This window comes from Dyella kyungheensis, from assembly GCF_049913195.1.
Classification (GTDB): domain Bacteria; phylum Pseudomonadota; class Gammaproteobacteria; order Xanthomonadales; family Rhodanobacteraceae; genus Dyella; species Dyella kyungheensis.
The window spans coordinates 2,022,231-2,042,556 of the sequence record NZ_CP183983.1; the positions used below are offsets into that span (position 1 = coordinate 2,022,231).

The window sequence follows — 20,326 nt, forward strand, 5'->3', positions numbered from 1 at the left end:
GACCTTTTCGGCTTCTTCTCTTTCAGGAAATAACCTGTCATGTCCAATTACATTACTGTCGCAAATGTCCAGCAGTACGCGACCAACGTCAGCGTACTGCTGCAGCAGGAAGGTTCGCGCTTCCGCGGCACCGTCATGGAGTACGCACTCCACGGCAAAGCCGCTGAAGTCCTTGAGCAGTTTGGCCAGGTGGTCGCGGTCAAGAACCAGGGTCGTCACTCCGATACCCCGCTGGTGCAGACTCCGCAGGATCGCCGTTGGTGCTTCCCCAACGACTACGACGTTGCCGACCTGATCGACAACGAAGACAAGCTGCGCATCCTGATCGATCCGTCGAGCCAGTATGTCCGCACACAGGCCTACGCGTTGGGCCGCTCGCAGGATGACGAGATCGTTGCCGCGTTCTTCGGCAACTCGCTCACCGGCGAAAACGGCACCACGTCCACGGCTTTCCCCGGCGGCCAGCAGGTCGGCATCCAGGTGGGTGCGTCGGCCAATACCGGCCTCAACGTCAAGAAGCTTCGCGCCGCCAAGCAGCTGCTGCTGGCCGCCGAAGTGAACCTCGACGTCGAGCAGTTGTTCGTCGCCCTGGACGCCAAGGCGCACGACGACATGCTGGGCGAAACCCAGTCCACCAGTCTCGACTACACCAACCGTCCGGTGCTGGTCGACGGCCGCATCACCACCTTCATGGGCTTCAACTTCATCCACTCCGAGCGTTACCCGGGTGCTCCGTCCTACCAGGGTGTCCAGCCGGCCAACCGTCAGATTCCGGTGTGGTGTAAGTCGGGCATGGCGCTGGGCCTGTGGAACGACATTTCGACGTCGGTCGACAAGCGCGCGGATAAGCGCAACTCGTGGCAGGTCTATACGACCGGCACCTTCGGCGCGACTCGCTTGGAAGAAAAGCGCGTCGTCATGATCAACGCCCTGTAAGGAGTAATCAACATGGCACAGACTTACAGTGTGGAATGCGCCGGTATCGACTTTGTACCGTCGATCAAACCTTCGGCCATCAGCGCCTATCACGCTCGCCTCCGTCGCTTCCGCGCCACCGTCACACTCGCCTCGCAGGCAAGTGGCGACACCGTGGTGTTGGCAGATGTCCCGGCCGGCTTCGTGTTCGCTGGCGGTGAGATGGTCAGTAGCGTGTCGCTGGGCTCGTCCACGGTGGCGCTCGGCAACGCGTCTGCCGCGGGCAAGTACCGCGCCGCAGCGGTGTTCACCGCGGTGGATACGCCTACGCCGTTCGGTCCGGCGACTGCCTTCTCCGGCGCCGCCAGCACCGCAACGGAACGCGTTCTGCTGACCGTAGGCGCGGCGGCTCTCCCGGCTTCGGGCACCCTTGTGGTGGATCTCTACTTCAGCCACCCGAACTGACCAGAGCGGGGCGGTTTAGGCCGCCCCCTCTCAGGAGACCCGAATGGCAACTTATTTTTACGGCGTGAATATCGGTGCGGAAGACAGCACCGTGACGATCGCCACTTCGACCACAGGCAAGGATGTGGAAGTGGCCGTTAACTCGTCCACGAATGTGGCTACTCGCGACGCTCTCGAAATCGCTATCGAGAAGCTCAAGGTGGCGATCATCCGCGCCCCGTACCCGCCGCTGTAAGCCATGGCCGTCCTCTACATTCGAGAACACGCCACACAAGGCCGCGACCTGGCTGGTTACCTGCAGCAGGGCGTGCCGGCGTATCCGTCTTTGGCGGAACAGACTGTGGCGATTGGCGCGGGCAGCGCACAGTCCGCCGCGCTCAACGCCAGCACCACGTTCGTTGTGCTTTGCGCGGACGCCGTTTGTTCCGTCGCCGTAGGTGCAAACCCAACAGCGACCGCGACCAACTGGCGCTTGCCGGCGAACACACCGGTCGAGATCGCTGTTCCTGCCGCTTCGGGTTTCAAGATCGCCTGCATCACCAACACGTAAGGAGTTAACAGCGCATGGGCCGGTCTGTCACAGACGTCGCGAATCGTGCGCTTCAACTTCTGGGCGCCGCTTCGATCATGAACCTCACGGACAATACCGTCGAGGCTCGGGAATGTACGCGTGCCTACGATGCGTGCCGCCTGGCTGAGCTGCGCGTTCATCGATGGAACTTCGCCAAGAAGCGCGCCGCGCTGGCGCCGGACGTGACCGAGCCCGCATGGGGTTATCTCTACCAGTACACGATGCCTGTGGACTGTCTGCGCGTGTTGCTTCCGAATGATGCTTGCCTCGATTGGCAGATCGAAGGCCGGAAGATCCTGACCAACGACGCGACGTCGCCGTACGGCGCAGGCATCGTCAACGCCCCGGTTTCCGCCTCTCCGGCGCTGTACCTTTTGTATATCGCGGACGTTACGGACCCCACCCAGTGGGATCCGTTGTTTGCCGAGTGTGTGTCTGCGCGCATGGCCGCGGCCATGTGTGAAAAACTGACGCAATCGAACCAGAAAAAGCAGGACGCACAGCAGCAGTATCGTTCGATCGAGCAGGACGCCAAGGCGGCCAATGCTTTTGAAAATACGTCAGCTGACGCTCCGACGGACGGCTGGCTCCTGGCCCGGACGCGCTGATGCCACGGGCGACTTTCTACCAGACGAGTTTCAACGCAGGTGAGTGGTCTCCACTCACCTACGGCCGTATCGACTTGCCTAAGCGCAAGGCGGCGATGAGTTCGACGTTGAACTACATTCCGTTGCTGCAGGGGCCGCAGACGCGGCGTCCCGGCACCGCCTACGTAGCCGCAGCGGCCGACGCCAATGTGGTTCGGCTGCAACCGTTTCAGTTCAACGTCTTTCAGGCGTACGTGCTGGAATTTACGGCCAACAAGATTCGGTTCTACACAAACGGAGGCCAGTTGCTAAGCGGCGGCACGCCGTATCAGGTGAATACGCCTTATGCGGCCGCTGACCTGGCCAATCTGTACTTCACCCAATCGGCAGATGTCCTCTACATCTGCCACCCGAATTACCCACCCGCGACGCTGAGCCGTCTCGGCGCTACCAATTGGGTGTTGGCCAACCTGTCCATGCAGGATGGCCCGTATCTCCCGGTGAATATCACGTCTACCAAGATGTCGTGTTCGTCGTCGGTGCCCGGCACGACGGGCGCCACGCTGACCGCAACCTCGACCACGGGCATCAATAACGGCGCAGGCTTTCAGGCCTCTGACGTTGGCCGAATGGTGCGGCTTAACAACGTCGCGAGTGCCGCGGCAACACAGTGGGTTTGGATGCTTATCACCGGTGTGACAAGTTCCACCGTGGCCACGGTGACGGTCATGGGGTTGACGCCATGACAATCATCATTGATCCGGAACACGATACCCTCAACCCGGGAACGGTGGCACCTTCCGGGTCTCTCGCTGCTGCGCGCTCTTGGTGTCTCGGTTCGTGGACCATCGGCAACTACCCGGCCGTTGTAACGTTCCACGAGGATCGTTTGGTCTTTGCCGGCACACCCCAGTTGCCGCAGCGTATCGATGCTTCGTGCACGAGCCAATACACTGTGTTCTCTCCGAGCGCGCTGCTTGATGCTACCGTTGCCGCCAATAACGCCTATGGTATCAACCTCAACGCCAACACGATCAATGCCATTCGGTGGCTGCAGTCGGACTCACACGGCTTGCTCATTGGTACGGCGGGCAACGAGTGGCTGTTAGCTCCGGCAACGATTGGCCAAGCCATTAGTTCGACGAACGCAACGGCGCAACAGTCCTCGCTGTACGGCTCCGTGCCGGTAGCGCCTTTGCGAGTGGGCCAGGAATGTGTATTCATGCAGGCGGGCGGCAAGCGCATGCGCTCGTTGAAGTACGACTTTTATACCAACGGGTTCATTGGCCCCGACGTGTCGGTGCTGGCGGAGCATCTCACCACAGGTGGCATCATCCAGTTGATGCTGCAAAAGACGCCACAGCAAATCATATGGGCATTGCGTGCCGACGGCGCGCTGCTGAGCATCAGTTACGACCGAGATCAGGACGAGGAAGGTTGGGCATTGCACGCCATCGGCGGCCAAAACGTTAAAGTGCTTAGCATCGCAACGATTCCGTCGCCGGACAATAGCCGAGATGAGCTTTGGCTGGCTGTGCAACGTAAGGTCAACGGTTCTACTGTCTGTTACGTCGAGCGCATGACCAAACTATGGGAGGTCGGCGACAGCACGCCGTACGCTCTCAATGGCGGCACCGCCTATCGCTTTGTGCCAAACAACACGTACTACCTCGATTCATCCGTGCGCACGGTGTTCGGCTCGCCGGTGACGACGATCACCGGACTTACCTGGTTGGAAGGTCAAACAGTCTCCGTGCTGGCTGACAGTGCCACGCATCCTGATGTGGTGGTGACCGGAGGCGCGATTACGCTGCAGCGCGCCGCCCAGGACGTCAACATCGGTTTGAACTACACAAGCCGATCGCAAACGATGGCTATCGAAGCTGGCGGCGCTGAGGGGCCGGCGCAAGGCAAGATCAAGCGTATCCACCGGATCATCCTTCGCATGTACGACACGCTGGGCTTGCAGGTCCAAGCCGGCAACGCCAACGCCCCGGTGGATGATGAATCATTCCGCAGCACGAACGATTTGATGGATCAGCCGCCGCCGCTTTTCAGCGGTAACTTTCCCCTTACGTGGGAGGGGTCGTACGACCGCGATGGCTGCGTGATTTGGGAGCAGACGCAGCCATTGCCGAGCAACATCAGTGGTCTTTCGGTCGAACTCGAAACGCAGGATGGCGGCTGATGGAAGTGGTCCCGTTTAAGGCCGAGCACATGCGGCGCATGGCACTACAGAAGGCGCAAGAAGGTAATCGCGCCTGGATGCCGCCCGATCACCTGGAAGCGATGGAAGCACTCAACGCTTTCACGTTGTTGGATGGTGACGAAGTGCTGGTGTGTGGTGGCGTGCTGGAAATGTGGCCCGGCCGGGGCGTGTGTTGGACGTTCCTGTCCGGAAACATTGGCCGGCGTTTCCTGCGAGTGCACGGCTACGTCAAGCGCGCGCTTGAAACCTACGGCTATCGGCGCTTGGAATGTGAGGTGGATTGTCGATTCGAGCAGGGCCACCGCTGGGCAAGAGCCATGGGCTTTGAAGTTGAAAATCCCCGAGCGCACGGGTATTTCCCCGATGGTTCGGACGCCACAATTTACGCAAAGGTGTCGCAGTAATGGCAGTCGCAATCCCGTTCATCATGGTGGCTGCGGCGGCCGTGGGCACCTACGCAGCCATTAAGCAGTCGCAGGCGGCGTCCGACACGGCCGACTACAACGCCAAAGTGGCGCAGCAAAATGCGGCGGCTGCAACTCAGCAAGGTTTGCAGGCGCAAATGCAACAGCGACAGGATGCTGCACGAAAGATCGGCTTGATGGAAGCAAATTACGGCGCTAACGGTATTGACCCCGGTAGCGGCACGGCGACGGACGTCATCAATGATTCCATTTCGCAGTCGACGCTGGACAACTTGAACATCAAATATAACTACCAGTTGAAGGCGTTGGGCTACCAGAACTCGGCCACGCTGGACAGTTCCGCCGCCAGTAACGACACGACGGCCGGCTATCTAAGCGCAGCGGGCGCGGCTCTGGGCGGCGCGTCGTCGACGCTCAAGTACCAGTACGGCAACAGCGGTGTCCCCGTTACCGGAGGTCAGTAAATGGCCGGTCCACGAATCGACCCCTACTACCAGGACGTGCAAGCGTCCGGCTCGATTAACAGCCAGGCGACGCCGGATGACTTCGGCGCGCAGATTGGCCGCGGCGCGGATCAACTTGCTTCGGGTTTGGATGCTGCAGCCAGTACGATAAATTCGATCGATCAGGATCAGGGCCGTATCTGGGCGGCCACCGCCGTCTCCCAAAAAGAACTGCAGTTGCAACAGGCTTTTCAAACGCGGGTGAATTCCCTGGATCCACAGGACCCGGAATATCCGGCCAAAATCCAGGCCATCACGTCGGATCAGCAAGCCGCTTTTACGCAGGGGCAGCAAGAGCTCATGGACCAGGCGCCCAGCAAATCGGCGCGTAAGTTCGTGGGCTACCACATGGCGAGCGCCACGCTTCGCGGCACCGACCTAGCCATGCGTACGCAGGCGCAGCTCAACGGCCAATACACCAGCAATCTGGTGGCGCAGGGCCAGAAGGCGGACGAGGACGTGCTGGCGGCCTCGCCGGACGACGGCACCTTTACGACGCTGCTGAAAAAGAACGCCGATATGCTTGGCGGTCTGACTACGATCAGTCCGACGGACAAGCTCAACCTTCACCAGAAGTTTGTTAACGACCTGAGCAATGTGCAGGTTGTCAGTCAGATGTCCCGCGATCCGCAGGCATTCCTCACGGCGGTGAACGTGCAGGGTGGCGTGACAACGATTCGCGGCATACAGGTGGGCGGCGTACCGGCCGGCCCCGTGGCCAACCTTGGCGCGGACACGGTCAAGCCTTACACGTCGTCGAACATCGGCTCGATCGTGCAGAAGGTGCAGGCCGCCAGCGAATTTGATCCGATCTTCCAGGCGGCTGGCCAGCGTTTCGGCGTCAGTCCGTCCGAGCTGAAGATGCGTGCAGTGGCGGAGTCCGACCTCAACCCGAACGCTAGCAGTGGGCAGGCCGACGGCATCATGCAGATCTCGCCGGCCAAGGCGAAGGAACTGGGCATCGATCCTAAAGATCCGGCACAAGCCATCAACGCCGCGGCACAGCTACTGGCGCGCTACCAGAGCGCGGCCGGCGGCGACATGTCAAAGGTTGACCAGATGTACTACGGTGGCGAGGACGCCAAATCATGGGGTCCGAACACCAACCAATACGCCGCCAATCTCGGCGCTGTACGCGGCGCGCTCACCGGCGCGAGCGTCCCCAATCCTGGCGACCCGCAAGTCAATCCGCTCAGTGACAATGCGATCGCCGAAGCCAAGGTTCCGCTCGCCGGCTGGGAAAACCTGACCTGGGGTCAGAAGGTCAACACCGTACGCCAGGCTGAAGCACTTGTTGGCAAGCAGCTCGCCAGTGGTCGCGGCCAGATCATGCAGCAGGTGGAGGACGCTAAGGCGTCGTTCGCGCTCGGCCAAGGTTACCCCGGGTACGAACAGCTCAAAGCTAAGTTGCCGGCGTATCTCGGCGCGGCGCAAGCGGCGCGCGTGGCCGACGGCCTGGATTACGCCCAAAGCATCTCCGGCTTCATGGCCAATATGGCGACGATGCCGACGGCACAGCGCGACGCTTTTCTGCAGACGCAAATGGGCGGCGCACCAGGCGGCGACGAAGCCGCCGTAAAGGCGCCCCTCTACAAGCAGGCGCTGGAAGCGGTGCAACGCGTCGACGCGCAGTGGCAGAAAGCACCGATCCAAATGGCGATCGCACACAACATGCCGAACGCCGCGCCGCTTGACTTCAGCAGCGCGCAGGCCATGGGCCAGAGTCTCAAGGATCGCGTCGCGCTCAACAACACGTTGACCCGTGACTATGCGGCGCCGAGCCAGATGCTGACGGAGGATGAATCGCACCAGATGGCGCAGGGCTTGGGCACCATGAACGGCGGCGACCGGGTGAACTATCTGGTTCAAGCCAAAACCGCGATCAACGACGACCGCGGCTTTGCCACGTTCATGAACCAGGTGGCGGGCAAGAATCCTACCTTGGCGTATGCGGCCAACGTGGCGGCCACGGGCAAATCTGTCGTGGTCGACGGCAAGTCCCTAGCCGCTGCTGACATCGGCGCCCAGATCTCTGACGGCGACATCATCTTGAACGGCCGTTCACTCGACAAGGACATGGGAAAGGGCGCGGAACCCTCAATGCCTACCGGCGCCAAGGCGGCACAAGTGGACGAGAAGACGCTGCGCACGCTGTTCTCTACGACGCTCGGCCCGGCCGCGTTCCAGTCGCCGGACCCGCAGCGCAGCGCAGCGACCCAAGAGGAAGTGTTCAATGCCGTCAAGGCGTACTGGGTTGCGGGCCAGTACAAGCAAGGCAAGCCCTTGGATGTGGTCGACGGCAAGAGCTTCACCAACGCGATCAATGCGGTCACGGGCGGCGTATGGAGTACCGGCGCTGGTGGCCAGATCATGCCGCCTTTCGGCAAGCCGATGGCTGACTTCCAGAACGAATGGGCGCCGCGCGCGATGCAAACTCTCAAGGCGGCAGGCTACTCCGACGAAGAAGCGCAGCAGGTACTGGACCGTGCGCGTCCCTATAACCTGGCCGATGGCCAGTATGGGTTCCTGAACGGCACGCGCCCGATGACGAACCGCAACAATGGGTCCCTGGTGCGTGTGAACTTTAGGGACGCCTATACGCCCGAAGCGCCAAAAATTTCGGTCGGAACAGCTACGGGCGACTCGATGCCGGCCGGTCTCGGCGCCAACTTGTTCTAAGGAGAGATTATGGGTTTCTTGAATCCCGGTCCTGACGACGAATACCGCATCGCTTCACAGGCGCAAAGCGGCACGAGTGATGTGCCGGGCGCCGGTGCATTCGAAGGCCTGGGCACGGCGGCATTCAAGGGCCTCGGCACGGCCGAAACAAAACTAGTACAGCTTGCTGACGGACTCGGGGATTCTGAATCCGGCCAAGGAGTTAAGGACTACTTCTCGATGATGCTCGGCACCAGTGCACGTACGCTGCTGTCGCCGGATCAGCAAGAGGAAGCCCGCAGCGAGGCCGCTGCCGCGCAGAAGGTAGTGGCTACTTGGAGCGCTACCGGGCAGGACCCTCGGGAAACCGGCGCGCTCGGCCGTATCGCAGCAGGCACAACCGAAAACCTATCTATCGGCGCCATTGGTGCGGCCGCTGGCGGCCCATGGGGCGCCGCCGCCTTACTGGGCGGCACGCAGGGTTACTCCGACTATCTGCAGAACAAGCAGGACGGTCTGGACGATCAGACGGCAATGGAGAAAGCGGGCATCACGGGAGGTTTTAGCGCGGCCGGCGCATTCATCCCCATGAAGTTTGGCAAAAGTCTGTGGTCGTCCGTGGCCGGCGGTTCAGGTGTCAATCTGATCACGGGCGCGGCGCAACGCGCAGCGACATCTGCCGTACTGGAAGCCAACGGCTACAAGGACATGGCGGCTCAGTACCGCATATTCGACGGCGAGGCCATGGCCAGTGACGCCATCCTGGGCGCGGCCTTTGGCGCACACGGCTATCTCGCGCACCGCGGCGCGGCATTGCCAGCCGACGTTGACGCGGCCCTGGCCACCCAGAGCGAAGAGCATTTCAACCGCAGTGCGCCCGGCATCCCGACCAGCCCCGACGTGGCCAACGCCCACGTTGATACGATGCGTGAGGCGATCGACGCGCTGGCGCGCGGCGATGAGCCGGCCGTCCGCAGCGACGTGGCGCAAAAGCTGGTGGATAACTCGCTGCCCGATCCAAACCACGACACGTTGCCGATGCTTAACGAGGCGGCCAGCGCCGAACTCAACCACTACGACGAGGCGATCAAACCCGTTGACGCTGTCGAACCTCCGGTGCGCGAAGCCGGCCAGCCTATCGAACAGCTGAAGGCGCCGGAACCCAAGCCCGTCGCCGAAGGCGCAGAGCCGGCACCAAAGGAACCGCCGCCGACGCCCATGGATGAAATGACGTTGGCGCGCATGAATCAACTGCTGGCGCGCGGCGCCGGTGATCTCCCGTACACCGACGAGAACGGAAACCAAACGACCGTGCGACAGAAATTCCTGGACATGCAGCAGGAGATGGGTGAATCCGATCGCCTGGCCAAGGCCCACGAGATTGCGGCGGCCTGCTTTATCAGCATGGGAGGTGCCGCGTGAAGCCTCAATGTGCCAAGGCGGTGGCCGACTTCCTCGGCCGCGAGCCGACCAAGGGCGAGCTCGACGGGATCGAGATGCGTCTGCAGAGCTCGATGAAGGAGCTGCGCGCGCAGGACCCGAACGCCTGGTCGAACCTATCGCGGGACGAACGGATCGCGGCCGGCGCCAAGCTGGCGCGGCAGAAGACCGTGGCCGATACGACCCGAGCCCACGCGAACACGTTGCGCGACATCGAGATCAAACAGAATCAACTGGACAAGCTTGAGTCATTCAAGGCCGGCACCGGTAAAGGAAAGGGCCAGTTGGCCGCGCTGCGCCAGCGGGCGATCTACCACGCTCAGCAGATCGGCGGCGACACGTCGGTGGAGATCGACCGCAAGGCGATCTTTAACGACCTGACGCGCCAGCTGGATTACAAGACGGGCGGGAAGGGCAAGTTCTGGGGCATGGTCCAGGACCCCACCGAGCAGCAGCAGCTGATGCGCGCGATCTGGGGCGAGAAGACCGGTAGTCCAGACGTTGACGCCTCGGCGAAGGCGATCCGCGATTTGAACGAGCAGGCGTTTCAGCGCGCCAACGACGCTGGTATCAACATCAACCGCCTAGAGAATTACCACGTACCCCAGCCGTGGGCCTGGGAGAAGGTGGGCGCCGACCGCGCGGGCTTCGTCAAAGATGCGATGGCCGAGATCGATCCGACCCAGTACACGAACGTCGATGGCTCGCCCATGACGCGGGACCAGATCCAAAAGATGGTCGAGAAGTCGGCCGAGACTCTGGGCACGAATGGTTCGAACAAGCGTGGTGAGAAACAAGGCACGGGCCAGTCGGGCACCGTTGGTGGTAGCCGCAACGCGCCGCGCCAGCTCCATTTCAGCAGTGCCGACGGCTACATGCGGATGATGGATAAATACGGTTCGGCCGATTCCGTCTATTCGATGCTGGATCACCACTTGAACAGCATGGCGCGTGACATCGCCGCCGCCAAGAAATTCGGCCGCGACGCCGACAACTTCTTCCCGCAGCTAGTCGAAAAGGCGTTCGCCAATGACGCCCTAGCCGCGAGTGGGAAGACTCCGGAAGCCAAAGCGAAGGCGCTCTTGCAGCTGGAAAAGCTCAAGGCCGCCACACTCAAGGAGTGGCAAGCCTTCCGATCGCCGGATCACCCGGGCACGATGCCCCTGTGGGCGAAGATCAGCCAGAACATCCGCGGCGTGGCGAGCGCGACCCTCCTGGGTTCGTCGACCATTTCCGCGATCCCCGACCTGCAGATGGCCGTGGGCTACGCCCATCTGCGCGGCATGGCACGTACGAAAGTGCTGGCCAATGTGCTGGAAGGGCTCAAGCCCACCACGGAGAATCGTCAGCGCATCGCGCGCCTGGGCATCGTGGCTGACACCTTGCACCACAGCGTGAACCGTATGGGTACGGAGGATCTCGGGTCCAAGGCTGTCCGGTTCATGAACCAGGCGGTGCACAACATATCCGGCTTGCGCGCGTGGGACCGAGGCATGACGCATGGTGTGGCCGCCAGCATGATGGACATGTTTGGGGATCATGTATCGAAGACCGAATACGCCGATCTCGCGCCGACGGACAAAGCGTACATGGATCGGTTCGGCATCACGGCCGACCACTGGAACGCCTGGAAGCAGGCCGAACTCGACAAGGGGCCGAATGGCAACCATTCGATGCTGACCCCCGACGGCATCTACGGCATTGACGATGCCAAGCTGCGCCCCTTGGCGGAGCAGCGGTTGTCGACGATGGACGGCGCCTTCAAGGAAGAAGCGGCTAAGCGCGACGAGCGCACCCAACAGGAAATCGATTGGGTAAACAATCGCGCGGCCAAGTTAGGCGAACTGAAGCAGCGGGCCAAAGACACCATCGACGCCATGAAGGCTCGCGCTTCGGTGAAGGGCGGACGCGAGCAGGGCATTGTGGACGCGCGAGCCGAACAGCTCCGCGCAAGCGTGTCGCGCGCCGAAGTCGAAACCGATATCGGACGTTACCTCTCCGCCGAAGGGACGCAGGTTCGGGCGCGCGACTTCCTAGAAGCAGTGGAAGAGGGCGCAAGCGTTGAGCGTCAGGTTATCAAGCAACGAGTGCATCCGGACAATCGTTCGGACGCCGTGGTCGAAAATTTCAGCAGCACGCCGCCCGTTGGCGAGAAAATGAACGCCCTGATCCAGCGTTACGGCGCGTCTGTCGGTGCCAAGGCAGAAGAGCTTGGACAGCGCCAGGCGCGCACCGAGGCTCGAATTGCTGCGGCGCAAAAGTCGGTCGACGCCAACGCCAAGGAGCGATCGGAAGCCATCGACGAAAAGACAAAGGACTTCGCCAAACGCATCGATGCGCGCCTGGACGAGCTGAACGATTTCTCCAAGCAGATGCGGGAAAACGCTCAGAAGCGCCGCGATCTGAACGACGCCTTCGAACAGCGATTCCAGCAGGAAATGGCCCGTGAGATCCGTAATCTCAAGTCGGACGCAGCTGAGAAGTTGTTGAGCGCGACGCTCTCCGAAACGCACATTGGCGCGCGCGGCGGTAGCGGTAGCAGCATCGCGGATCAGGTAGCGCTTGGTCTGGACCCCGGCGCCAAGGGCACGCTCAAGCACGAGATCGCCAGCTGGTTGTTCCTACTGAAGCAGACCCCGCTCGGCATCTTCAAGACCCACATGTTAGATGTGCCGAACGGCTTGCAGGACTGGAAGGCGGCATGGCTGTACCGGGCCAAGTTCATGGCCGGTAGCGCGGCCCTAGGTGCCGTCGCGCAGGAACTGAAAGACGTGGTGCTGGGTCAAGATCCCGAGAACCTCATGACGCCCAAGGGCCTGGCCAAGATCATGCTGGCCAGCGGCGGCCTAGGCATGTACGGCGACTTCGCCCTGGGTGACAAAGGTGACCACCAGAACGGCGCGCTGGCCAAGTTGCTTGGCCCCGGCGCCACGATGGCCGAAGACGCGATTAATCTGTTCCAGAACGCCAAGGGCGTCGCGACTAACAGCCTAGGCGTGGAAGCGGAACCGGGCGAACAGACCGTGCGACCGGACCAACTGGCGGCGCAGGCCGTCCGCTTCGCCCGCAGTTACGCCGTGCCGTTCTCCCGCGTCTGGTATCTGAAGGCCGCCTTCAACCATTTGGTCTACGACCAGATCATGAACAACCTGTCGCCCGGCTACAGCGCCCGCGTCCAGAACCGCATGGCCCAAAAGAACCAGTCCAGTTGGTGGCAGTCGGGCGAACTTACCCCCTCTCGTGCGCCGGACGTAGGCGCGGCTCTGGGCCAACCTGCTAACTAATTTTTCCCTGACTGTTGATATAATGTCAACGAACACAGAGAACGCTGCTCTATGACCGTCAACACTGACATCTGCACCGCAGGACCCTACGCCGGTAACGGCGTTACGACGGTTTTCTCCGTACCGTTTTACTGGCTTGTCGACACGGATCTGAAAGTCACCAAGCTGACGGCGGCTACGGGGCTGACGTCCACGCTAGTGCTGAACAGCGACTACACGTTGTCCGGCGCGGGCAACCAGAGTGGCGGTTCTTTGACCACGGCGGTTGCCCCCTTGGCGGGTGACCAGATCTATGTCGAGCGCAATGTCGACGCCGTGCAGCAAACCGCCTACCCCAGCAACAGTCCGTTCCCAGCGTCGAGTCACGAAAAGGCTCTCGATCGCCTGACCATGCTGGTGCAGCAGAACGGGACGTTGCTTGGCCGCGCTCTCGTTCGGAGTGCCCTCCAATCAACGTATGACCTGGGCAACAACGTTTTGGTCAACAGCGGCACGGCGGTCAATCCGAACGATGTGCCTACTTACGTCCAAGTCCAGGGCATGATCGTGGGAGGTGCCGCGCCCGCTTTGGCGAGCAGCAACGGCTCCTCGCTCGTCGGTTGGATTCAGTCGGGCGCAGGCGCAGTACAACGCACCAGCCAAGACAAAATGCGTGACGTGGTGTCCGTCTTCGACTTCATGACGGCGGCGCAGATCACGGACGCCAAAGTGGGAACACAGATTTACGATATGACAGCGGCCATGCAGGCCGCGCACAACACCGGTAACAGGGTGTACTACCCGTCGGGTAACTATAAATTCAGCACGATTTCGTTTTCATCTGGCGGTATCGTCGGTGATGGACCGGGGAAAACTATTCTCACGTCCACCAATGCGACAACCGCCAATCTGATCACGTATACCGGTACCGGTGGCGGCCCTCAGGTCCCGTTGTTTCGCGATTTTCTCTTGCAGGCGGCGAACACAAAAGCCGATGGCGCAGCTCTAAGTTTCATCCCATCGTCGGGTGAAATTTCGTACGTCAAGATTGACAACATCGTCACCTACAATGTCCCTTATGGTGTTAGTTTCACCGCAGCTAGTCTTTGGACGATCTCTGATTCCAAGTTCTTGAACTACACCGCGTCGGGTCTGTACGTACAAAACACCAACCACGTCGATTCGGGCGATTCCGCTGTGGTGAACTGCCTTTTCAGCACGGCTCAGGCGAGCGGTACTCGCTATGGCATTTGGCAGCGAAGCTCGGGTGGATTGAAGATCACCAACTGCAAGTTCAATGGGGGGCAGGCGGGGTACGTTCTCGGTTTCGTTTCGTCCACGCAGTCGACGGGCGATCTTGCCATCTCCAACTGCTCCATCGAGAACATGCTTAACTACGGCATCTATTTGGGCAGGGACTCGGGGTCGTTCGGCTTCGGCGCGATAACTCTGTCCAACATCCAGATTGCCATTTGTCCGAACGGAATTGTCACCGACAATTCCGGAGCGATATCGCAGGTGTCCATTACGGGGCACAACATTGCTCTATCGAGCGGCACGGGATTCGGCATTCAATTGAATTCCGTGGCGACGTTCGTTGTTGGTCCCGGTAACATCATCGGCGGTGGCGGCACGCCCACTGGCATCAACACCAATGCCGGGTGCTCCAACGGAAAGGTCATGCGGCATACCTTCGCCGGCATCGCGGCGGCGAATCGTATTGTAAACGCGGCGACCAGTGTGGTTGTTGAATCTGACAAACAGTCTGGTTCCGGCGTAAGTGTTACCACCTCAACCGCTTACGGTTCGCTTTTCATCGGAGCTACAGCCGTCACCTTTACGACTCCATTTTCCACTACGCCCGTTGTGGTTTGCTCGGCCAGCGGTACTGGCGGCGGAGTTTCGGCTTATCCGGTCAGCGTATCTCCAACGGGTTTTACGCTCCAGGCGGTGGGCGTTACCAACGGCGGTGTAGTTACGGGATGCCAATGGACTGCGCAAGGGATCATTTGATTCAGTTCCGCACTCTTTCTAGAACAGCCTAGTAGCAGGCTCACTGCAGCGAATATCTATGAACGATGATTTGGAAAACAAGGTCGCTCTCTTGACGGAGAAGGTCGATTCCCTGTCGACGCAGATAGCTGGCTTGGTCGAGGCGTGGAACACCGCGCGCGGCGTGGTGCGTTTTGTAAAGTTCATTGGGATGCTAGCTACGGCTGTCACGGCTACGTGGGCTCTCTTTCAGCTCGGTAGCCACAAATGACACTCAGCGGCGCCACCACCCGGGGGGAACGTAACAACAACCCAGGCAACATTCGCCTCGGTTCAAACTGGCAGGGCTTGGCTGCAAAGCAGACTGACCCCGATTTCTGTGTCTTCGTTGACGTCAAGTTTGGCTTTCGTGCTTTGGCCAAAGTGTTGACAATATATCAACAGAAAGGCTTCGACACTGTGCGCAGCATCATCGAACGGTGGGCGCCCGAGAACGAGAACAACACGTCGGCGTACATCAGCGCTGTGGCGGCGACCATGAAGGTTGATCCGAACACACACCTGGATGTTCAGCAATACGACCAGATGTTTCCGCTCGTTGACGCGATCACGCGCCACGAAAACGGACGCAACATCTACCTACGAACCGTGATCGATGCTGGTCTGGCGCTGGCAGGAATCGTCCCATGAAAAAGCTGCTTGCGTTGGTATTGGTGATCTTCTCCCTGACGGGTTGCCTTCCTCCGTCGCGAAAGCATCACGACGTAAAGGACGCTGCAGTCCGCCTTGAACTGGTGGGATTGGGTACCTGCAGTGGCACAGTCATCGGCCCACACGCGATCCTGTCGGCCGCGCACTGCTTCGTGGAGCGCGCACCGGTCAAGGTCGACGGCGTGATGGTGTTGATCGAACAGGAGATCAATGACGGCGCCGACCACACCATCCTGATCGTGGACGAGACGTTCGACTACTGGGCCGTGCGCGGGGAGCAGCCGACGCAAGGTGAAGTCGTGCAGCTATGGGGGAACCCCGACGGCAAGTCCGACTGGTATCGCCGCGGCTACATGGTTGGCGTCGACAAAGACGAAGAAGGCCGGGAGGTCCGTATCTACGACGTCAACGGTTTCTTCGGGGATTCCGGTTCAGGCGTGTTCGACGCCGATGGCCGGCTGGTCGCGGTAACGAGCTTGTGCGTTTTCGATTCCACGCAAGGTGTCCCGTTCAAGATGATGGGCAGTTACGACCTCAACTTCACCGCCCAGCAGTGGGCACAGGCGGCGCTATGAAACTCGATCCCCAATGGCGGCAAGCGTACCGGTGGTTCAGCGTCCACGCGCTGGCATTGGCGGGAACCTTGCCGGGCGTGTGGTGCTCTCTCCCTGGCGAATGGCGCGCGATCGTTCCCATCTCCTACGTGGCGATCGCCACCGCCATTACGTCCGTACTCGGTATCGCCGGACGTGTCGTACTCCAAGCCTCCGCAATCCAAAACGAGAACAAGCCATGCTGACCGCCCTGTGGGCCAAGTTTGAAGCCTGGATCATTGGCCTGGTCGCCGTCCTGGCGGCTATCGGTGGCGCACTTCTCTACGGCCGCGAGAAAGGAAAGGCCGCCGAGAAAAAGAACGTGGTTGCCGATCAGGCGCAGCAGCAGATCAACACAGCGACGGCCATCGTGGACCGTTCCGAGGTACGCAAAGATGTCGAAGTCGAAACAGCCAAGCTCCCCGCCGACGCCACGGCTCCGATTAGTGCAACGCCTGCAGAAAGCAGCAGCGCACCTGCGGCGGCGTCTACCCCTCGGCCTGATCCTACCCCTGGCAGCTCTGCTGACGTCCTGCGCCAGCAGTGGAGTCGTGACTAAGCCCACGCCCTCCAACGGCTGTGAGTGGGTGCGCCCGATCTACATCAGTAAGGCCGACGTTCTGACGCAGGGAACTGCGGATCAGATTCTAAACCACGACGAAGCTTGGCAGAAGATTTGCGGTTCTCCCACCAGTCGACCATAGCGCACAGTCCACCGATGCCCAAAACAACGGCGATGTCAGCAGTGGGGCGATCGCCGAATAGTGAATACAGATAGCTTCGCCACACCATCACGTCGTCACCCAAGTCGATCAGGGCCGCTCCAAGTCCAAGGAGTACGATCAAGCTGAATATCTTGAGCAAGCTCACGATGGTGCCCTCAACAGTTGTTGGCCAATAGCCGTCGCCGTACGTGCAACGGCGGCTTCCGCGATGTCCGATTGCATCCAGGCGTAACCGGCCGTGGTTTGGGTCGAGGCGTGGCCCAACAGTTCGCCAATCTGCGCCAACGAGTAGCCCAAGTCTAATGCCACGGAAGCGAACGAACGACGTAGGTCGTGCAACCGTAGATCAGGGCAACCGGCTTCGGCCCGCACCTTGTACCAGAGCTTGTAAGGCCACGTGATTCCGGTAATCGTGCCCGATGTTCTAGGCAGCTGGTTGATAAGCTCCATAGCCTGGGGCGGCAGGTAGACAGGCTTCTCCCCCGTCTTCGAGTCAGGCAAGCGCAGGACGTTTCCGTCCAGCCATTCCCACCTGGCTGCGGCCACTTCGCCCTTGCGCGCACCGGTCAGGATCAGCAGATAAATAAATGTGACCGGCCCAGGGTATTTGTCTTTGTAGTGGTTAAGCCTTTCAGCAATAGTACCTGCCTCTAGCGGCGTCATGCGGCGCTTGCGTTTGAACTCCTTGTACCGCTCGATCCCATGGCAAGGGTTGGAATTCTTCGGTCGCATCTCCCACTTCTCGGCCAGAGAGAACAGCTTGCTCGAATACGCCAGGATCCGGTTGGCCAAGACGGGCGTGGCCTTCATCTTGCCGTGCAGCGCCGACATGTGGGAATAGGTGAGATCCTTGATCCGATCCGAGCCATGGGCTTTGCCCAGGTGCAGGCGCAGGAGCTTGGCTGTCGCGGCGCCCGTCTTGCGCTTGGCCGCGTCCTCCTTCTCGTACTTGCCGATGGCTTCGGTCACCGTGTCGGCGCCGCGCTCGATCTCGCGCATGGCCATCGGGTCATTACCCTTGGCCACTTCCAGGAGCATCTCCTTGGCGACGACGCGCGCCTGGGCCACCGTCATCACGGGGAACTCGCCGAGCTTGGGCCGGCGCTCGACGCCGCCCTTGGTCCGGAAGTACAGAAAGAACCGCCGCCCGGTGGCCGACACCTTGGCGTGCAGACCCGGAATGGTCTTGTCGCGCAGGATGGTGCCGGGCGTTGCCGCGGCGAGGGTTGATGAGGAAAGCTCCATTGGGTCGCACCTGAGTCGCAAGATAGGGTCACATACAATCCATTGGGGTACAACGCGATCCCATGGAATTGAGCTGGGGCCTAGCTTACTCAGGTGTAGACATACTGTCAACGTTGACTCTTAATCAATTGGTCGAAAGTTCGAATCTTTCACGGCCCACCAATTCGAAAGGCACCTAGAGAAATCTAGGTGCCTTTTGTTTTGCGCGCCTGGTGGCGGCGGGCCATGTCCTTACACGTACTGCATCTTCACTGTCATGCCGCCGTCGACGACGAAGTGCTGGCCGGTCACGAACGACGATTGCGTCGATAGCAAATAGACGGCCAAAGCGCCGATGTCTTCCGGCGTGCCGACGCGGCCGGCAGGGTGTTGCGCGTGGTCGCGGCGGCTGAGTTTCGGGGCGGATCGTTCGGCGGGTTCGCGCCAGGCATCGGTGGCGATCCAGCCGGGGAGGATCGCGTTGGTGCGCACGTCGGGCCCCGCGCTGATCGCCAGGGCATGGGTGAATGCAAGCAAGCCGCCCTTGGTGGCGGCGTAGGCTTCCGAATCCGCTTCGGATTGCAACGCGCGGGTGGACGCGATGTTCACGATGGCGCCGCGATGCCGGCTCAGTTCCGCCAGTGCGTGCTTGGCGCAGAGGAATGCGCCGGTGAGGTTGGTGGACAGGTAGCGATTCCACTGGTCGAGCGACAGTTCGGTGAGTGGTCCCGTGTGCGGGCTCGCGATGCCTGCGTTGTTTACCAACCCGTCGATGCGGCCGAATTGCCTGAGCGCCGAAGCGGTCCAGCGTTTCACGATGGGTTCGCGAGAGACATCGAGCGTGGCGAAGCCGGCGCGTTTGCCGACCTTCCACTCGTCGAGGCAAGCCTTGCCTGCGGCGGCATTCAAGTCGCCGATGAAAACGTTGCCGCCCGCGCCAAGCACGGCCTGCGCGATGCCGCGGCCGATGCCTTGCGCGCCTCCGGTGACGAGGATGGTCTTGCCTTTGAGTGGCTGGGCGTCGAACGGCGTGATGTCGGGCGTTTGCGTCATGGGGGGGGGGGCCGGCGGGAAGGGGGACAGCTTGGCGAAGCTCGTGCATAGGCCAGGTCGACGACGTTCCGCGCGTGTTTTCGCGGGCGCTGCGTGCATGCCGTCGTTTCCACCCCATCGGCCAAACGGCCTAAATCCGCGGGATCTGATCAGCGCGAGCCGCTGTCCGGATTCGCAGTTCCTTTGGCTGGACTGGGGTTGCCGTCTTCACGCGGTTCGCGCCGGCTGAAGTGCGGACGCATTTCTGCGGAATCCATGTGCGTCAAGACATAGAACGAATGGCTTTGTCAAGTTCTCTCGGGCCGTGGATATACTCGTAAGTGACGCAGTTCACACTTTGTCGCAGGGGGCCCGCCATGAAAGTTCTCTCACTGTTCTTTGCTATTTGCGTTGCAGCAGTACTGTCGGGCTGTGCCACGGGGCGTGGCTCGACCGAGGCGCCAAGGATCGATCCGGCCGCGCAGGCGGTATCCACCTACAAGATCGGTGTGGACGACCAACTGCAGGTCACGGTCTGGCAGAACCCCGACCTCAGCGTCAGCGTGCCGGTGCGGCCGGACGGCAAGATCACCGTGCCGCTGATCGGCGACGTGATGGCCGGCGGCAAGACGCCCGAGGAAGTGGCCGCGGAGATCAAGGAAAAGCTGCAGTCCTATGTGCGCGACCCGCAGGTCGCCGTGATCCTCACCGCTTTGCGCAGTCATGAGTATCTGTCGCGCGTCCGCGTGACCGGTGCCGTGCGCACGCCGGTATCCATTCCGTATCGCCAGGGCATGACCGTGCTCGATGCGGTGCTGGCCGCCGGCGGCACCACCGAGTTTGCCGCACCCGACCGGACCGAGCTGTATCGCGAAGGCAAGAACGGCGTGACCACGCCTTATGCGGTGCGTCTGGACAACGTGCTGCAGAAGGGCGATCTCGCCACCAATTACCCCGTGCAACCCGGGGATGTTGTCACCGTACCGATGCGCGCGTTTTAACGCCGCTCTCAG

Annotated in this window: 22 protein-coding genes and 1 tRNA gene; 20 read left to right on the top strand and 3 right to left on the bottom strand. The window is 61.0% G+C overall.

Going from position 1 to position 20,326, the window contains the following annotated elements:
• The first annotated feature begins 39 nt into the window (after positions 1–39).
• The 18 genes from ACN9MB_RS09090 to ACN9MB_RS09175 are packed head-to-tail and all read left to right on the top strand — an operon-like array spanning position 40 to position 16,891.
• Positions 40–936: a phage capsid protein gene (locus ACN9MB_RS09090; protein WP_426271570.1), complete on the top strand. Its 897-nt coding sequence runs from the start codon at positions 40–42 to the stop codon at positions 934–936.
• Between the two features lie 12 nt (positions 937–948).
• Positions 949–1,380: a hypothetical protein gene (locus ACN9MB_RS09095; RefSeq protein ID WP_426271571.1), complete on the top strand. Its 432-nt coding sequence runs from the start codon at positions 949–951 to the stop codon at positions 1,378–1,380.
• A gap of 43 nt (positions 1,381–1,423) precedes the next feature.
• Positions 1,424–1,615 (top strand): hypothetical protein, encoded by a 192-nt coding sequence (locus tag ACN9MB_RS09100; RefSeq protein WP_426271572.1) that lies wholly within the window; start codon positions 1,424–1,426, stop codon positions 1,613–1,615.
• 3 nt (positions 1,616–1,618) lie between these two features.
• On the top strand, positions 1,619–1,930 hold the full coding sequence (locus tag ACN9MB_RS09105; protein WP_426271573.1) for a hypothetical protein: 312 nt from the start codon (positions 1,619–1,621) through the stop codon (positions 1,928–1,930).
• Positions 1,931–1,944: 14 nt separating this feature from the next.
• On the top strand, positions 1,945–2,559 hold the full coding sequence (locus tag ACN9MB_RS09110) for a hypothetical protein (RefSeq protein WP_426271574.1): 615 nt from the start codon (positions 1,945–1,947) through the stop codon (positions 2,557–2,559).
• The gene (locus tag ACN9MB_RS09115; protein WP_426271575.1) at positions 2,559–3,284 is read left to right on the top strand and encodes a hypothetical protein; all 726 of its coding nucleotides are present in this window, start codon (positions 2,559–2,561) and stop codon (positions 3,282–3,284) included. Before ACN9MB_RS09110 ends, ACN9MB_RS09115 begins: the two co-directional genes overlap by 1 nt.
• Positions 3,281–4,726: a hypothetical protein gene (locus ACN9MB_RS09120; RefSeq protein WP_426271576.1), complete on the top strand. Its 1,446-nt coding sequence runs from the start codon at positions 3,281–3,283 to the stop codon at positions 4,724–4,726. Before ACN9MB_RS09115 ends, ACN9MB_RS09120 begins: the two co-directional genes overlap by 4 nt.
• Positions 4,726–5,151, top strand: a complete 426-nt coding sequence (locus ACN9MB_RS09125; protein WP_426271577.1) for a hypothetical protein — start codon at positions 4,726–4,728, stop codon at positions 5,149–5,151. Before ACN9MB_RS09120 ends, ACN9MB_RS09125 begins: the two co-directional genes overlap by 1 nt.
• Positions 5,151–5,636, top strand: a complete 486-nt coding sequence (locus ACN9MB_RS09130) for a hypothetical protein (RefSeq protein ID WP_426271578.1) — start codon at positions 5,151–5,153, stop codon at positions 5,634–5,636. The genes ACN9MB_RS09125 and ACN9MB_RS09130 overlap by 1 nt, the downstream gene beginning before the upstream one ends.
• Entirely contained in the window at positions 5,637–8,354 is a 2,718-nt protein-coding gene (locus ACN9MB_RS09135) for a transglycosylase SLT domain-containing protein (protein ID WP_426271579.1), read from the top strand.
• Between the two features lie 9 nt (positions 8,355–8,363).
• A complete protein-coding gene (locus ACN9MB_RS09140) occupies positions 8,364–9,755 on the top strand; it encodes a hypothetical protein (protein WP_426271580.1) in 1,392 nt (463 codons plus the stop codon).
• Entirely contained in the window at positions 9,752–13,057 is a 3,306-nt protein-coding gene (locus ACN9MB_RS09145; RefSeq protein WP_426271581.1) for a hypothetical protein, read from the top strand. Before ACN9MB_RS09140 ends, ACN9MB_RS09145 begins: the two co-directional genes overlap by 4 nt.
• A gap of 51 nt (positions 13,058–13,108) precedes the next feature.
• Positions 13,109–15,049 (top strand): hypothetical protein, encoded by a 1,941-nt coding sequence (locus ACN9MB_RS09150; RefSeq protein ID WP_426271582.1) that lies wholly within the window; start codon positions 13,109–13,111, stop codon positions 15,047–15,049.
• Positions 15,050–15,107: 58 nt separating this feature from the next.
• Positions 15,108–15,299 (top strand): hypothetical protein, encoded by a 192-nt coding sequence (locus ACN9MB_RS09155; protein ID WP_426271583.1) that lies wholly within the window; start codon positions 15,108–15,110, stop codon positions 15,297–15,299.
• Positions 15,296–15,718: a structural protein P5 gene (locus tag ACN9MB_RS09160; protein WP_426271584.1), complete on the top strand. Its 423-nt coding sequence runs from the start codon at positions 15,296–15,298 to the stop codon at positions 15,716–15,718. Before ACN9MB_RS09155 ends, ACN9MB_RS09160 begins: the two co-directional genes overlap by 4 nt.
• Positions 15,715–16,314, top strand: coding sequence for a trypsin-like serine peptidase (locus tag ACN9MB_RS09165; protein ID WP_426271585.1), 600 nt, complete (start codon positions 15,715–15,717; stop codon positions 16,312–16,314). Before ACN9MB_RS09160 ends, ACN9MB_RS09165 begins: the two co-directional genes overlap by 4 nt.
• Positions 16,311–16,538 carry a hypothetical protein gene (locus ACN9MB_RS09170; protein WP_426271586.1) on the top strand — a complete coding sequence of 76 codons (228 nt, stop codon included), beginning with the start codon at positions 16,311–16,313 and terminating at the stop codon, positions 16,536–16,538. The genes ACN9MB_RS09165 and ACN9MB_RS09170 overlap by 4 nt, the downstream gene beginning before the upstream one ends.
• The gene (locus ACN9MB_RS09175; protein WP_426271587.1) at positions 16,532–16,891 is read left to right on the top strand and encodes a hypothetical protein; all 360 of its coding nucleotides are present in this window, start codon (positions 16,532–16,534) and stop codon (positions 16,889–16,891) included. The genes ACN9MB_RS09170 and ACN9MB_RS09175 overlap by 7 nt, the downstream gene beginning before the upstream one ends.
• Positions 16,892–16,935: 44 nt before the next feature.
• Here the strand turns inward: ACN9MB_RS09175 and ACN9MB_RS09180 are convergent, their stop codons facing one another.
• Positions 16,936–17,202 (bottom strand): hypothetical protein, encoded by a 267-nt coding sequence (locus ACN9MB_RS09180; RefSeq protein ID WP_426271588.1) that lies wholly within the window; start codon positions 17,200–17,202, stop codon positions 16,936–16,938.
• Positions 17,199–18,302, bottom strand: coding sequence for an integrase arm-type DNA-binding domain-containing protein (locus tag ACN9MB_RS09185; protein ID WP_426271589.1), 1,104 nt, complete (start codon positions 18,300–18,302; stop codon positions 17,199–17,201). The genes ACN9MB_RS09180 and ACN9MB_RS09185 overlap by 4 nt, the downstream gene beginning before the upstream one ends.
• 76 nt (positions 18,303–18,378) lie before the next feature.
• On the opposite strand from ACN9MB_RS09185, the gene ACN9MB_RS09190 reads away from it, so the two are divergent.
• Positions 18,379–18,464: transfer RNA gene (locus tag ACN9MB_RS09190), tRNA-Lys, on the top strand.
• Positions 18,465–18,533: 69 nt separating this feature from the next.
• Here the strand turns inward: ACN9MB_RS09190 and ACN9MB_RS09195 are convergent.
• Positions 18,534–19,334: a glucose 1-dehydrogenase gene (locus tag ACN9MB_RS09195; RefSeq protein ID WP_204635633.1), complete on the bottom strand. Its 801-nt coding sequence runs from the start codon at positions 19,332–19,334 to the stop codon at positions 18,534–18,536.
• 356 nt (positions 19,335–19,690) lie between these two features.
• Between ACN9MB_RS09195 and ACN9MB_RS09200 the strand changes: the two genes are divergently transcribed.
• Entirely contained in the window at positions 19,691–20,314 is a 624-nt protein-coding gene (locus tag ACN9MB_RS09200; protein WP_239535439.1) for an XrtA/PEP-CTERM system exopolysaccharide export protein, read from the top strand.
• Positions 20,315–20,326 lie beyond the last annotated feature (12 nt).